The following is a 13381-nucleotide window of genomic DNA, read 5'->3' on the forward strand; positions in this document are numbered from 1 at the left end:
AGGGACGGATATTGGGACTGAGAGAAATCGCCAGACTGCGCCGCAAGCGCAGAATTCGGCAGATTCGGGCTTTCCGGAAAAGCCGCGAACTCTCTCTCTATTCCGATCGCACCGGCGACATCCACCCCGAGGATATCCTCGTCTTCGTCACCGCCCGCAACGAACGCATCCGCCTGCCCTATTTCCTGCGCTATTACCGCGAAATGGGGGTCGGCCACTTCCTGTTTGTCGACAATGGCAGCGACGACGGCAGCGCCGAGTATCTCGCGCAGCAGGAGGATTGCTCGGTCTGGCGCACGGAGGCGTCTTACAAGGCGTCGAATTTCGGCATCGACTGGATGAACTGGCTGCTGCGCAAATACGGCACCGGGCATTGGACGCTGACGCTCGATCCGGACGAGTTCTTCGTCTACCCGTTCTGCGACACGCGGCCCATTCAGGCGTTGACCGACTGGCTCGACACCTATGGCATCCGGTCTTTCCCGGCGATGCTGCTCGATATGTATCCGAAAGGACCGATCGACGCGCAGCCCTATCGCGAGGGGCAGAACCCGTTCGATCTGGCCTGCTGGTTCGATGCGGGCAATTACATGATCTCGCAGAACTCCGAGACCAATAATCTGTGGATCCAGGGCGGACCGCGGGCACGCATCTTTTTTCCCGACGCGCCGAAGAAGGCCCCCTCGCTCAACAAGATACCGCTCGTCAAATGGGAGCGCGGGAATGTCTATATCTCCTCGACCCATGCGCTGCTGCCGCGCGGCCTCAACCGGGTCTACGACACGATCGGCGGAGAGATGGTCTCGGGGTGCCTGCTGCACGCGAAGTTCCTCTCGCCGCTCACCGACAAGGTCGAGGAAGAGTTGGAGCGCAAACAGCATTACGCAGGCTCGCGCGAATATCACGCCTATGCCCGCACGATCTCAAAAGAGCCCGATTTGTGGTGCAAATGGTCGGAGAAATATATCAACTGGCGCCAGCTCGAAATCCTCGGGCTGATGTCGAAGGGCAATTGGGCGTGAGGAAACAGGTCTCGTGACGGTCGGATTCATCATGATGTGCCACACCGCGCTCGACCGGGCCGCGCAGGTCGCGCGGTTCTGGTCGGAGGGCGGATCGCCCGTGGTGATCCATGTCGATGCCCGCGTCACCGCGCATGACTATAACGGCTTCAAGAAGATGCTTGCCGATCTGGAGAATGTCTCCTTCTCGCGGCGCTACAAATGCGAGTGGGGCACGTGGTCGCTGGTCGCCGCCAGCCAAGCTGCGGCCGAACAGATGCTGGCACTGCATGCCGACGTGCGCCACGTCTATCTGGCGTCGGGCTCCTGCCTGCCGCTGCGCCCGCTGCACGAGCTGACCGACTATCTCGACGCGCGGCCCTATACCGATTTCATCGAGAGTGTGACCACCACGGAAGTCGGCTGGACGGTTGGCGGGATCGACATCGAACGCTTCACGCTGCGCTTCCCCTTCTCGTGGAAAAAACAGCGGCGGATGTTCGACCGCTATGTCGAGTTCCAGCGCCGCGTAGGCTTCAAGCGACGCATTCCCGACGGGCTGGTGCCGCACTTGGGCAGCCAGTGGTGGTGCCTGACGCGCCAGACCCTGTCGGCCATTCTGGAAGACCCGGATCGCGCGCTTTACGACCGCTATTTCAAGCGCGTCTGGATCCCCGATGAGAGCTATTTCCAGACCCTCGCAAGGCTCTATTCCACCTCGATCGAGAGCCGCTCGCTGACGCTGACCAAGTTCGATTTTCAGGGAAAGCCGCACATCTTCTACGACGATCATCTGCAGCTTCTGCGGCGGTCGGATTGTTTCGTGGCGCGGAAAATCTGGCCCAAGGCGGACAAGCTCTATCGGACCTTCCTCGACAAGAGCCCCGGCCGGTCCGTCATGGCAGAGCCGAACCCGGCCAAGATCGACCGGCTGTTTTCCAAGTCGATCGAGCGGCGCACACGCGGGCGGCCCGGCCTTTATATGCAAAGCCGTTTTCCCAGGAAGGACCACGAGAACGGCAAGACCTCGGCACCCTATTCGATCTTCCACGGCTTCTCTGATCTCTTCGAGAATTTCGACGGCTGGCTCTCGAAATACGTGGGTGCCCGGGTTCACGGTCATCTCTTCGCCCCCGAACGCGCCGAGTTCGCGGGTGGCGAGCGGATGTTCAACGGTTGCCTGACCGACAACGCGGCGCTGCGCGATTACAACCCGCGTGCCTTCCTGACGAACTTGATCTGGAACTCGCGCGGGGAACGGCAATGCTACATGTTCTCGCCGCGCGACAATCAGGCGAATAACTGGTTCACCGCGACCGATCCGAATGCGCAAATCTCGGTCATCACCGGGGCCTGGGCCCTGCCGCTGTCGCGCCGCAACGAGAATTTCACGACGATCCGGCGCGAGGCCGCGATGCTGCAAAAGCGCGAGCTGGAGCATCTGGATATTCTCCGCTCGATGTATGTGAAGGCGCGGGTGCGGATCTGGACCGTCGCGGATTTCATCGAGAACCCGATGGAGCCCCTGCAGACCATCATCGACGAGATCAGCCCCCGCGCCACGCGCCGCCTGACCGAAGCGCCGCAGATGGTCGACCTGTCGGGGTTCAACCAATTCCTGCAAAATCTCAAGAACCAGGGGATGCAGCCACTCGTGATGGGGGATTTCCCGCTCGAGCAAAGCGGGCAGCGCGACGCTGTCCGCCGGGGCCGCCCCTATCTGGTGAAATAACCCATGCCCAAGTTTGAGAGTTTCGTCGTCTTCGCCGAGATGCGCACCGGCTCCAACCTCGTGGAAGCCGCGCTGAACGATCTGGACGGCGTGACGTGCCATGGTGAGGCGTTCAACCCGGCGCTGATCGGGTACCCGAACCGCAAGGAGCTGGTGGGAGTCACCAAGGCGCAGCGCGACGACAATCCTCTGGTGCTGTGGAATGCGATCAAGTCTCAGGATGGGCTGAACGGCTGCCGCTATTTCCACGATCATGACCCGCGGATGCTGGCGGTCTTCGTGAACGATCCGAAATGCGCGAAGATCGTGCTGACCCGTAACCCGATCGAAAGCTATGTCAGCCTGATGATCGCGCGCGCGACGGGCCAATGGAAGCTGGGCGATGCGAAACACCGCAAGGCCACGAAAGCGCGCTTCGATGCGGAGGAATTCGAGGCGCATCTTGAAGGGCTGCAGGATTTTCAGGTGACGTTACTGAACGCTCTGCAACGCTCGGGACAGACAGCCTTCTATATCGATTATGAAGATGCACAGTCCGTCGAAGTGCTTAACGGTCTGGCGAATTGGCTGGGCGTCTCGGGGCGGCTGAAACAGTTGCCCGAGAACCTCAAGGTGCAGAACCCGGAGCCGCTGGAGGCAAAGGTCGCAAATTTCCCGGGGATGGAGGCGTCGCTGGCACGACTCGACCGGTTCAACCTGTCGAAGACTCCGAATTTCGAGCCCCGGCGCGGTCCCGGCGTGCCCGGTTTCATCGCGAGCGAGGCGGGGCTGCTTTATATGCCGCTCCGGCCCGCGATGGATGCGCCGATCCGCGACTGGCTGGCCGCGACCGGAGATCTGGTCGAAGGGTTCAGCCAGAAAACCCTGCGCCAGTGGAAGCGTCGACATTCCGGCCATCGTAGCTTCACCGTGCTACGCCATCCCCTGATGCGGGCGCATCTGGCGTTCAATGCGGTGCTGAACTGGGACACTATGGACGAGACGCGCGCCGTTTTGCGCGAAAGCTACAAGCTGCCAATCCCGAAGGAAGGGCAGAGCATCGCGCAAGACGACTACGCCGAGGCGCTGATCGCTTTCTTGGGCTGGCTCAAATCCAATCTCGCGAACCAGACGAGCCTTCCGGTGAACACGCTCTGGGCCACGCAATCCGCGGCGCTTCAGGGCATCGGCCAGTTCGCGCTTCCCGACCTGCTGGTGCGCGAAGAACGGATGGCCGAGGACTTCGCGTATCTCGCCAGCATGGCCGGGGTGGAGGCGCCTACGTTCGCGCCCGGAGAAACCGACACCGCGGCGATCAAGCTCGCTGATATCTGGACGCCCGATCTCGAGGCCGCCGCGCGCGAGACCTATACGCGCGACATGATGCAGTTCGGCTTCGGAAACTGGCGAGACTGATCTTGGGCCATGAAAAAAGCGCGCCGGGAGGACCGACGCGCTTTTTGATTTTCATTCGAGACCGGTTCAGGCCGCCTGACGGCTTTGCGCTTCCGTCAGCACTGCGTGCAGCGTAGAGGGATCGGTATTCGCCCGCAGCTTCTCGCATGTTTCCGGATCGCGCATCGTGCGCGACACGAGGGCCAGCGCCTTGAGATGCTCGACGCCGGAATCCTTCGGCGCGAACAGCGCGAAAACCAGATCGACCGGCAGCCGGTCCACCGCGTCGAAATCGAGCGGCTTTTCCAGACGCAGGAAGACACCCACGACCTCGCTCAGCCCGTCGAGCCGCGCATGCGGAAGCGCAACACCATGGCCGACGCCGGTCGGTCCGAGGCTCTCACGCTCCTGCAGCGCATCGACGGTTTCCGAGGCGTCGATCTTGTAGCACGCCGCCGCGATGTCACCGAGATCCTGAAACAGGCGTTTCTTGCTCGTGACATTCGACAGCACTTTGACCGCGCCAGGCACGAGAAGTTTAGATAGGTCCATGAACTCGTCTACTCCGCGCCCGTTCCGGGCCGCTCATTTGCTGTTGCGCGGGTCGATCCAGCCGACATTGCCGTCTTCACGCCGATGAACGACGTTGACCCCGCCATGTTTCTCGTTGCGGAAGACGAGTAGCGACGCGTCGGACAGCTCCATCTGCATGACCGCTTCACCGACCGAGAGCGTGGGAACCTTGGTTTCCATCTCGGCTACGATCATCGGAGCGCCTTCGCGCGTCTCGCCGGTATCGTCATCCTCTTCCGAGGCGAGCACATATAGACCTGCAGCTTCGAATTCAACTGGTTCGGCACGGTCGCGGTGATGATCTTTCAATCTGCGTTTGTGGCGCCGCAGTTGCTTGTCCATCTTTTCGCGGGCCGCATCGAAGGCCGCGTAGATTTCGGTGGCATGCCCCTTGGCCGAGGCGGTCAGCCCGGTCGACAGGTGCACCGTCGCTTCGCAGATATATTCATGCGCATCGCGCGAGAAGGTGATCTGCGCGTCGGTGGGACGCTGCATGTATTTCTCGGCGACTTCGCCCAGCTCCGACTTGACGTGAGATTGCAGGGCCTCTCCGACATCGATTTGTTTGCCGGTGATTTGGTAACGCATGGATTTCCTCCTTCACGCATTGGGCCAGTGACCCCAGCCTTGGGGCTGAGGTGTTTCGGGCCGGTTAATCTCTTGAAAAGTCGCGTCGAGTCTGAATTCGCCCGGGCCCTCTTTCGGGGACCTTTCGCGCGCCGGACCCCTCTCGGGGGCCGCAAGCGCGCCCGGGGAGTGGGGGCGAACATCACGCATCTCTTATGTATTTGGGGATGGATCGCAGGGGGTGTCAACGGGTGACACTCGCTGCGGTGCAAAACTGCCGAGGGTCGGAGTCGCTTGGGCGATCCGTAGAGCATGCTCAGAGGATGCGGAAATGCTGCCCGAGATAGACGCGGCGCACGTTTTCGTCCTGCACAACCTCTTCTGCGGTGCCCGACATCAGCACCGTCCCGTCATGAAGGATGTAGGCCCGATCCACGATCTCGAGCGTCTCGCGGACGTTGTGATCCGTGATCAAAACCCCGATACCGCGATCCTTGAGCTGACCGACGAGGGCGCGAATCTCCGACACCGCGATCGGATCGACGCCCGCGAAAGGCTCGTCGAGCAACAGATATTTCGGATCGGCGGCCAGACAGCGCGCGATTTCGCAGCGACGGCGTTCACCGCCCGACAGCGCCAGCGCGGGCGCGTGGCGCAGGTGGCCGATCGAGAAATCGCCCAGCAACTCCTCCAGACGTTCCCGCCGCGTGTGCGGGTCCGGCACGGCGACCTCGAGAACCGCCATGATGTTCTCTTCGACCGAAAGCCCGCGGAAAATCGAGGCTTCCTGCGGCAGATAGCCGATCCCGAGCCGCGCGCGGCGATACATCGGCAGGCCCGTCACATCGCGTCCGTCGATGAGCACCTCGCCCGCATCGGGACGGATCAGCCCGGCGATATTGTAAAAACAGGTGGTTTTCCCGGAACCGTTGGGCCCCAAAAGCGCCACGACTTCGCCGCGCGACAGATCGAGCGAGACATCGCGAATCACGGGGCGGCGCTTGTAGCTCTTGCGCAGCCCGCGGATCTGCAAACCGCCGTGGCCCGCGACCGGGGCCAGCCCGGCGTCGCTCTTGGCGGCATCCTCGACCATCACTTGCTCCCGGCGGGCTTCAGAAGCGTGCGGACACGTCCATCCATCGTGCCCGTGCCGGTGCTCAGATCGACATTGAGCTTGTTGCCCGACATCACGTTGTTGCCTTGGGTCAGAAGAACCTTGCCCGTCATCACGACGGTGCCCGCCTTCACGTCGTACACGGCTTCCTCTGCCTCGGCGGCTTCGGTGGGCGACACCAGCGTGACACCGCCGGTCGCATGCAGCTTCGTGATCTCGGAGCGTTTGTCGCTGGCGTAGAACACCTCAAGCTCGGCCGCTTTCATATGCATATCGCCTTGGGTGACTTCCACATTGCCGGAGAACACCGCCTGGCCGCTTTGCTGATCGACGTTGAGCGAGTCGGCCGTGACCTCTACCGGGGCGGTCTTGTCGGCGCGCAGACCGCCGAAATCGACGCTTTGCGCCATCACGAGAACCGGGAACGAAACCACCATCGCGCAGGCGGTGAAAAAACGCGCTCGAAACATCCACACCCTCATTGTTGCGGCTGATATACCAGCTTCACACCCTGTTTGAAAACAAGATCGTGACCGCTGCCATCCGCCGTCGGGACGATCTGCATATAGCCCGCATCGAGCGTTCCGAAAGGGGATGTCCCGTGAATCGGGCCGGGCGAGGTCAGAACGCTGCTATCGGTCTGAAGTTCAATTTTCTCGGAATTCACCCGATAGCCGTCGGAGGTCTGCATCGCGACCTTCCCGGTCAGGTCGATACGGTTCGAATTAGGCTGAAACAGACCCTCATTCGCGCTCAGATCAGTCACGTGGCCATCGGGCGCGGTCAGCTTCGCCGCGATCTGATCAGCACTCGCGCCCTGGTCCTGCGCGGGCTGCGTGCGCGCCATCGCCGCGGTCACCGAAAGCGTCGCGCCGGTATCGGTTACGCCGGAATATTCCGGTCGCGTCACCGCGTTTTCCCGCGCGAGTTTCTCGACATCGACTTTGGCATAGGGGATCGCGGCGCTCGGATCGATCCGACGTGAAACGAGGAAGATCGTCGACAACAGCGCCAGCGCGAGCAGCGGCAGGACGATCTTCGCCCAGTTCACCAGTCGCGTATGGCTATTGTCGTACATCATCAGACGATCCCGGCCCTCAGGCAGTCGTGGATCTGCAAGAAGCCCACGGGTTTCTCATCTTCGACGACGAAAAGCGCGGTGATCTTGCGCTCGTTCATCTGCGCCACCGCAGCCTCCGCCAGTTGCTCCGGCGCGATGGTGCGCGGATTGGCGGTCATCACTTCCGAGACCTTATGCTCCAGCAGCCCCTGCATATGGCGCCGCAAATCGCCATCGGTGACGATCCCGGTCAGACGGCCCGCCTCATCGGTGACGCCAACGACACCGAAGCCCTTCTGGCTCATCATCAAGAGCGCATCGGGCATCGGCGTGTCTTCCGCGACAAGCGGCATATCGCGATGCATCAGGTCCGAGACTTTCGACAGCCGCGCGCCCAGCTTGCCGCCGGGATGGAACGTGCGGAAATGCTCAGCGGTGAATTCGCGGTGCTCCATCAGCGCGACGGCCAGCGCATCGCCCAGCGCGAGCGTCATCGTCGTCGAGGTCGTGGGCACCACGCCCGTCCCGCAGGCTTCCTCGGCCTTGGGCAGCACCAGCGCGAGATCCGATTGCCGCAGCAGGGTCGAGTCCGGGCGGCTCGCGACACCGATCAGCGGAATCTGAAAGCGCCGCGTATGGGCGATCAGATCGGCCAGCTCCGGCGTCTCGCCAGAATTGGACAGCACCAGCGCCAGATCGTGCCGGGTGACCATGCCCAGATCGCCGTGGCTCGCCTCCGCCGGATGCACGAAATGCGCCGGTGTCCCGGTCGAGGCCAGCGTCGCCGCGATCTTGCGCCCGATATGGCCCGATTTCCCCATGCCGGAAACGATCACGCGCCCCTCGGTCTTGAGGATCATCGACACCGCGCGCGAAAACTCGCCATCGAGGCTCGCCGCCAAGGCTTCGAGCCCGGCGACCTCGATGCCGATCACGCGGCGGGCGATGTCGGAATAATCAGTGGTGGAAGATGTCATTGGGTTCATCCCAGCCCAGCAGATCGAGCTTCGCACGCGTCGGCAGGAAATCAAAACAGGCCTGCGCCAGCCCGATCCGGTTCTCGCGCTCCAGCCGCTTGACCAGTTCAGCCTTGATCTGGTGCAGGTAGAGCACGTCCGAGGCCGCGTATTCCATCTGCGCGTCGGTCAGCTCCGCCGCGCCCCAGTCCGAGCTTTGCTGCTGCTTGGAAATGTCGACGCCGACAAGCTCCTGCACCAGCACCTTGAGCCCGTGGCGATCGGTGAAGGTCCGCACCATCTTCGAGGCGATCTTGGTGCAGAAGACCGGCTTCGTCTCAACCCCGAATGCGTTGTAGAGGGCCGCCACATCGAAGCGCGCGAAGTGGAACAGCTTCTCCACCGACGGATCGGCCAGCATGCGGCACAGGTTCGGCGCTTCGGTCTGACCTTGGGCGATCTTCACCAGATGCGCGTCGCCATCGCCCGCCGAAAGCTGCACGAGGCAGAGCCGGTCGCGGCGCGGGTCAAGGCCCATCGTTTCGGAGTCGATGGCCACGACGGGACCGAGATCGAGCCCGTCGGGAAGGTCGTTTTGATGCAGGTGGATTGCCACGGCGTGTCCTTCTTTAACGTCTTGCCGGGCATATAAGCCTTTTGCCGCGTTCTTGCCAACGCGAGATGGCGAAAGGCAGCCGAGGTATGGCGCTTGCTTCGCCGATCAGCTCTCGCGTGACGGCATGGCGCCGCTCGACTCGTCGGGGTCTTCCAGCGGCTTCCAGGTAATCACGCGGTAGATGTAGAGCAGGACGAGGATCACGATCACGCCGGTCGAGACCGGGTTCACCCAGCTTGCGACTTCGCTGTACTGCTTTCCGAGCAGATAGCCCGCAACGGTCAGCAATGCCGTCCAGAGCGCGCTGCCCACCGTGGTGTAGGCGAGGAACGGCAGGAAGGGCATCCGCGCCATGCCAGCCGGCACCGAGATCAGCGTGCGCGCGCCGGGCAGCATCCGCCCGAAGAACACCGCTGCCCAGCCGTGCTTGTCGAACCATTTCTTGGTCCGGGTAATGTCGCGGGGGGTGATGCCGATCCAGCGACCGTGGCGGCTCGAGAGGTGACACAGACGCTTGATCCCGATCTTCAGACCAATCCAGTACCAGAGAAGCGCCCCGATGACCGAGCCGATCGTCCCCGCGACGATCAAACCGATCAGCGAGAATTTCCCTTGCGCCGCCATGTACCCCGCGAGCGGCATGATCAGCTCCGACGGGATCGGAGGAAACACGTTTTCCAGCAACATCAGCCCCGCGATGCCGAAATAGCCGAAGGACGCGATAACGCCGGTAATCCAGTTGAACATGTTGTCTCCTTTGGCGACGAAAACCGGAACGGCGCGTCTTGGTCGGGTGGGTTAAACTGAGGTATCTGTCCGCTTCATTCAGCGGCCTCGTGCGGAGCCTTTGTTTGGCGCCCGTCGCCGCGTTGTTTCAGGCGTAGCTGCCCCAACTCGGCGCCGCGCCCCCGGCGTTTGCCGTCTTCGCCGGTCAGGTAGGCGCGGGCTTCCTGCTCCAGCATCTCCTCCAGCCGCGACGCCAGTTCCCGACGCTTGCGAAAACTGCGCAGTTGCTCGGTCGATAGGCTCTGCGGCAAGAAGCGTTGATGCTCCCCGGCGTTATAAACGTCGAGAGAGAGGCGTCCGGCGACGAGGATATTGTCGCGACTGCTTTCCGCCAGAACGGTGAATACCACGGTTTCCATCTCTTTCGCGTCGTCAGGCAGGCTGGAGAATTCCAGTGCGACATCCACGAGATCTGAAATCCGGCCCAAATCCCGGTACTCCGCAGTGTTCAACGGGCCCTTGATCGACTCGTCAGGTTGGGAATCCCCGAAAGGAGCGAAGCCGCCGGAGTCGCTGGCGATCGAGTGATAGGTTTTCCCGTCGACCACCAGATCGGCGAGAAGCGCTTTCACGAAGATTGGCTCGGCACCCATATTGCCAAGCATCAGATGCCCGCGTTCATGGCCGCCCGCGACCCGGGTGAGCAGCAGTTTCGAGCGCCGTTCACGCCGAAAATTCTGCAGTAGAAGTTGCAGGTAGACCAGCCAGACGAACGCGGTGACGATCTGCACCGCGATGCTTACAACCTGATTATGGTCGACAAGCCACTCCATCTTCATCCTTCTGCATCGGTCGCACGTAGTGTTCTATCGGCAACGCGGCAGAGGGGCGTCCGGGTCCGGAAACCTGAAGAAATGAGGAGCGCAGGACCGGTTTTGCCTCGTCAGTCGGCAAGAACCAGCAGATCACGGCTCGCTACGCTGACCTCGGCTTCGGTGCCGACCTTGGGCGGCGGGTTGCCGGGGCGGTTGAACGTGTCGAGCGCGATGAGCTGCCCTTCCACTTCCATTTTTACCCGCAGGATCGAGCCGAGGAAATGCGTCTCGACGATCCGCCCGGTGAACACCGTGTCATTGCCCTCGCGGCGGCCCAAGGCCAGAACCTCGGGCCGTGCGGCCAGCGTCACCGGAGTCCCCTGCCCCATGGTGACCGGTTCGGAGAGGATCACCTCGGTATCGCCGACCCGCAATGCGCCCCGCGCGGGATCGGCCACCTCGGCCTCCAGCGCGTTCAGCGTGCCCACGAATTGCGCGACGAACCGGGTCTTCGGCTGATTGTAGATTTCGAAAGGCGCACCGATCTGCTCGGCGACGCCACCATTCATCACCACCACGCGATCCGAGATCGACAGCGCCTCTTCCTGATCGTGGGTGACGAAGATCGTCGTGATGCCCAGACGTCGCTGAATGTCGCGGATTTCCTCACGCAGGCTCACGCGGATCTTGGCATCGAGCGCGGAGAGCGGCTCGTCCAGCAGCAGCACGCGCGGCTGAATCGCGAGCGCCCGTGCGAGCGCCACACGCTGCTGTTGTCCGCCCGACAGCTGGAACGGGTAGCGATTGCCCAGATCGGGCAGGCCGATCAGCGACAGCATCTCGGCGACACGTGCCTTGATCTCAGCGCGCGGACGTTTCGCCACGCGCAGCCCGAAGCCCACGTTCTGCGCGACTGTCAGGTTGGGAAACAGCGCGTAGGCCTGGAACACCATACCGATATTGCGCTGGTTCGCCCCCATATGCGTCACGTCCTGCCCGCCGATGCGGATCGCACCGCCCGAGGGGGACTCGAAGCCTGCCACCATCCGCAGCACCGTCGTCTTGCCGCAGCCCGACGGGCCAAGGAGCGAGATGAATTCGCCCTCTTCGATGGAGAGGTTGAAATCCTTCACAACGCGGTTCGCGCCGAAGGATTTTTCCAGATGTTCGATCTCGAGAGAGGCCATGGGTTACCGCTTTGCGTTCGTATGTTTGGAAAACCGGGTGACAAGTTGAATGAGCCCCATGCAGATCCAGGTGATCGAGAAGGCGATCACCGCAAGCGCGGCGGGCTCGTAAGCCTTGTTCGCGCCGGTCAGCTGCATGTAGGGGCCGAAGGCCGGCCGGTTGAGGAGCGAGGCGAGGACGAACTCGCCGATGACGATGGCGAAGGTGATGAAGGCGCCCGAGAGCACCGCGACCAGCACGTTCGGCAGGATGACGCGGGCGAGGATCGTGCTCCATCCCGCGCCGAGGCTTTGCGCCGCCTCGGTCAGCGTACCGACATCGATGGTGCGCAGGCCGGTATCGACGGCGCGATACATGTAGGGCAGCGAGAGCGTGGCATAGCCCAGCATCAGCAGGACATTGGTGCCCGTCGTCGTGCCGGTCAGCGGCAGGATCGACGATGTGTTATAGAGCCGGATATAGCCGAAAACGATCACGATTGGCGGGATCACCAGCGGCAGCAGCGTGATGAACTCCACCACCGGGCGCCAATGCGGCAGGCGCAACCGCACCCAATAGGCGGTCGGCACCACGATCAGCGCCCCCACGAGGATCGTGAAGATCGCCATCACGACGGAGTAGCTGAAGGTCTCGCGGAATTGCGGATCGGCCAGCACCGAGCGGTAAGCGTCGAGCGAATACACCCCGCGCCGCGCCCGCAGCGAGAATTCCAGCGTACCGAGCAGCGGCAGGGCGAAATAGAGCGCCCCGAACGCCAGCGCGAGCCATGACCAGAGTTTCTTGGATTTCATCGCATCCACCTTTCCGAGCGTACGCGCAGCCAGACATAGGCGAGGTTGGCGAGGCCGGTGATGACGATCATCCCGAAGGCCAGCGCGTAGCCCAGATGCGGGTCCTGCAGCACATCGCCACGGATTTGCGCGTAAAGCATGATCGGCACGATCGACATCGACGAACCGGTGAGCGCATAGGCCGTCGCCACCGCACCGAAGCTATTGGCGAACAGCAGCGCCAGCGTACCGAGCAGCGAGGGCCAGAGGATCGGCAGCGCGACGATGCGCCAATACTGGAAGCCGGTCGCGCCGAGGATGCTCGCCGCCTCTTTCCATTCGCGCTTCAGACCGTCCAGCGCAGGGGTGATGATCAGCACCATCAGCGGGATTTGGAAGAACAGATAGGTGATCGTCAGACCGAAGAAGCTGAGCAGGTTGAAGCCGTGCGTGTAGATGTTGAAGCCGAACCACGACTTCAGCAGCACGGTCACGAGACCCAGACGTCCCAGCGTCGCGAGAAAGGCGAAGGCCAGCGGCACGCCCGCGAAGTTCGAGGCCACGCCCGAGAAGGTCATCACCGGACCGCGCAGCCATTTCGGCAGGCCGCCCAGCGTGACGGCCGCAGCGAGCGCGAACCCGATCAGGCAGCCTACAAGCGCAGTGGCGAGGCTGATCCTGATAGAAATCCAATAGCTCGCGAGGATCGTCGGTTGAAACAGGTTCACGAGGTTCGACAGCGTGAACCCCCCGTCACTCGTCCTAAACGCGCCCACCACGATATACATCGTCGGGGCGATCAGGAACAAAAGCGCGAAGAGCGTGAAGGGAACCATCCCCACCCAAGTCAGCGGCAGCTTGCGGCTTTGCATCGGGCCTCGCCTTACAG

Annotated in this window: 15 protein-coding genes; 3 read left to right on the forward strand and 12 right to left on the reverse strand. The window is 62.4% G+C overall.

Annotated elements, in window-relative coordinates; all coding sequences use genetic code 11:
• Positions 1–11 precede the first annotated feature (11 nt).
• From B6V72_RS10135 to B6V72_RS10145, 3 genes are read left to right on the forward strand one after another with little or no spacing between them, the layout of a single operon-like run.
• Positions 12–1022, forward strand: coding sequence for a glycosyltransferase family 2 protein (locus B6V72_RS10135; RefSeq protein WP_088735478.1), 1011 nt, complete (start codon positions 12–14; stop codon positions 1020–1022).
• A 13-nt stretch (positions 1023–1035) separates the two neighbouring features.
• The gene (locus B6V72_RS10140; protein ID WP_088735479.1) at positions 1036–2733 is read left to right on the forward strand and encodes a beta-1,6-N-acetylglucosaminyltransferase; all 1698 of its coding nucleotides are present in this window, start codon (positions 1036–1038) and stop codon (positions 2731–2733) included.
• Positions 2734–2736: 3 nt separating this feature from the next.
• The gene (locus B6V72_RS10145) at positions 2737–4128 is read left to right on the forward strand and encodes a nodulation protein NodH (protein ID WP_088735480.1); all 1392 of its coding nucleotides are present in this window, start codon (positions 2737–2739) and stop codon (positions 4126–4128) included.
• 66 nt (positions 4129–4194) lie between these two features.
• On the opposite strand, the gene B6V72_RS10150 is transcribed toward B6V72_RS10145, so the two are convergent.
• The 12 genes from B6V72_RS10150 to B6V72_RS10205 form a co-directional block, all read right to left on the reverse strand.
• Positions 4195–4659, reverse strand: a complete 465-nt coding sequence (locus B6V72_RS10150) for a PTS sugar transporter subunit IIA (RefSeq protein WP_075775186.1) — start codon at positions 4657–4659, stop codon at positions 4195–4197.
• Positions 4660–4692: 33 nt separating this feature from the next.
• Complete coding sequence (raiA, locus tag B6V72_RS10155) at positions 4693–5268, reverse strand: ribosome-associated translation inhibitor RaiA (protein ID WP_075775185.1); 576 nt, start codon at positions 5266–5268, stop codon at positions 4693–4695.
• A gap of 295 nt (positions 5269–5563) precedes the next feature.
• Complete coding sequence (lptB, locus tag B6V72_RS10160) at positions 5564–6340, reverse strand: LPS export ABC transporter ATP-binding protein (RefSeq protein ID WP_075775184.1); 777 nt, start codon at positions 6338–6340, stop codon at positions 5564–5566.
• A complete protein-coding gene (gene lptA, locus B6V72_RS10165) occupies positions 6340–6831 on the reverse strand; it encodes a lipopolysaccharide transport periplasmic protein LptA (protein WP_240497713.1) in 492 nt (163 codons plus the stop codon). Before lptA ends, lptB begins: the two co-directional genes overlap by 1 nt.
• Before the next feature lie 8 nt (positions 6832–6839).
• Entirely contained in the window at positions 6840–7442 is a 603-nt protein-coding gene (gene lptC, locus B6V72_RS10170; protein ID WP_146696196.1) for an LPS export ABC transporter periplasmic protein LptC, read from the reverse strand.
• Positions 7442–8398, reverse strand: coding sequence for a KpsF/GutQ family sugar-phosphate isomerase (locus B6V72_RS10175; protein WP_088735482.1), 957 nt, complete (start codon positions 8396–8398; stop codon positions 7442–7444). The genes lptC and B6V72_RS10175 overlap by 1 nt, the downstream gene beginning before the upstream one ends.
• The gene (locus B6V72_RS10180) at positions 8379–8993 is read right to left on the reverse strand and encodes a ribonuclease D (RefSeq protein WP_075775180.1); all 615 of its coding nucleotides are present in this window, start codon (positions 8991–8993) and stop codon (positions 8379–8381) included. Before B6V72_RS10180 ends, B6V72_RS10175 begins: the two co-directional genes overlap by 20 nt.
• A gap of 105 nt (positions 8994–9098) precedes the next feature.
• Complete coding sequence (locus tag B6V72_RS10185) at positions 9099–9740, reverse strand: DedA family protein (RefSeq protein WP_075775179.1); 642 nt, start codon at positions 9738–9740, stop codon at positions 9099–9101.
• A gap of 74 nt (positions 9741–9814) precedes the next feature.
• Entirely contained in the window at positions 9815–10552 is a 738-nt protein-coding gene (locus tag B6V72_RS10190; protein WP_075775178.1) for a hypothetical protein, read from the reverse strand.
• Between the two features lie 110 nt (positions 10553–10662).
• Positions 10663–11721 (reverse strand): ABC transporter ATP-binding protein, encoded by a 1059-nt coding sequence (locus B6V72_RS10195; RefSeq protein WP_088723201.1) that lies wholly within the window; start codon positions 11719–11721, stop codon positions 10663–10665.
• Between the two features lie 3 nt (positions 11722–11724).
• Positions 11725–12513 carry an ABC transporter permease gene (locus B6V72_RS10200; RefSeq protein ID WP_075775176.1) on the reverse strand — a complete coding sequence of 263 codons (789 nt, stop codon included), beginning with the start codon at positions 12511–12513 and terminating at the stop codon, positions 11725–11727.
• Positions 12510–13364 carry an ABC transporter permease subunit gene (locus B6V72_RS10205; RefSeq protein WP_075775175.1) on the reverse strand — a complete coding sequence of 285 codons (855 nt, stop codon included), beginning with the start codon at positions 13362–13364 and terminating at the stop codon, positions 12510–12512. Before B6V72_RS10205 ends, B6V72_RS10200 begins: the two co-directional genes overlap by 4 nt.
• Positions 13365–13381 lie beyond the last annotated feature (17 nt).

This window comes from Thioclava sp. F34-6, from assembly GCF_002213235.1.
Classification (GTDB): Bacteria; Pseudomonadota; Alphaproteobacteria; order Rhodobacterales; family Rhodobacteraceae; genus Thioclava; species Thioclava nitratireducens.

Bases quoted from the DNA above. Each gene is read 5' to 3' on its own strand.
- B6V72_RS10145 (WP_088735480.1), top strand. From the start codon at position 2,737: ATGCCCAAGTTTGAGAGTTTCGTCGTCTTCGCCGAGATGCGCACCGGC.
- B6V72_RS10150 (WP_075775186.1), bottom strand. From the start codon at position 4,659: ATGGACCTATCTAAACTTCTCGTGCCTGGCGCGGTCAAAGTGCTGTCG.
- B6V72_RS10195 (WP_088723201.1), bottom strand. From the start codon at position 11,721: ATGGCCTCTCTCGAGATCGAACATCTGGAAAAATCCTTCGGCGCGAAC.
- B6V72_RS10205 (WP_075775175.1), bottom strand. From the start codon at position 13,364: ATGCAAAGCCGCAAGCTGCCGCTGACTTGGGTGGGGATGGTTCCCTTC.
- B6V72_RS10190 (WP_075775178.1), bottom strand. From the start codon at position 10,552: ATGGAGTGGCTTGTCGACCATAATCAGGTTGTAAGCATCGCGGTGCAG.
- lptC (WP_146696196.1), bottom strand. From the start codon at position 7,442: ATGATGTACGACAATAGCCATACGCGACTGGTGAACTGGGCGAAGATC.
- raiA (WP_075775185.1), bottom strand. From the start codon at position 5,268: ATGCGTTACCAAATCACCGGCAAACAAATCGATGTCGGAGAGGCCCTG.
- B6V72_RS10185 (WP_075775179.1), bottom strand. From the start codon at position 9,740: ATGTTCAACTGGATTACCGGCGTTATCGCGTCCTTCGGCTATTTCGGC.
- lptB (WP_075775184.1), bottom strand. From the start codon at position 6,340: ATGGTCGAGGATGCCGCCAAGAGCGACGCCGGGCTGGCCCCGGTCGCG.
- lptA (WP_240497713.1), bottom strand. From the start codon at position 6,831: ATGTTTCGAGCGCGTTTTTTCACCGCCTGCGCGATGGTGGTTTCGTTC.
- B6V72_RS10200 (WP_075775176.1), bottom strand. From the start codon at position 12,513: ATGAAATCCAAGAAACTCTGGTCATGGCTCGCGCTGGCGTTCGGGGCG.
- B6V72_RS10175 (WP_088735482.1), bottom strand. From the start codon at position 8,398: ATGACATCTTCCACCACTGATTATTCCGACATCGCCCGCCGCGTGATC.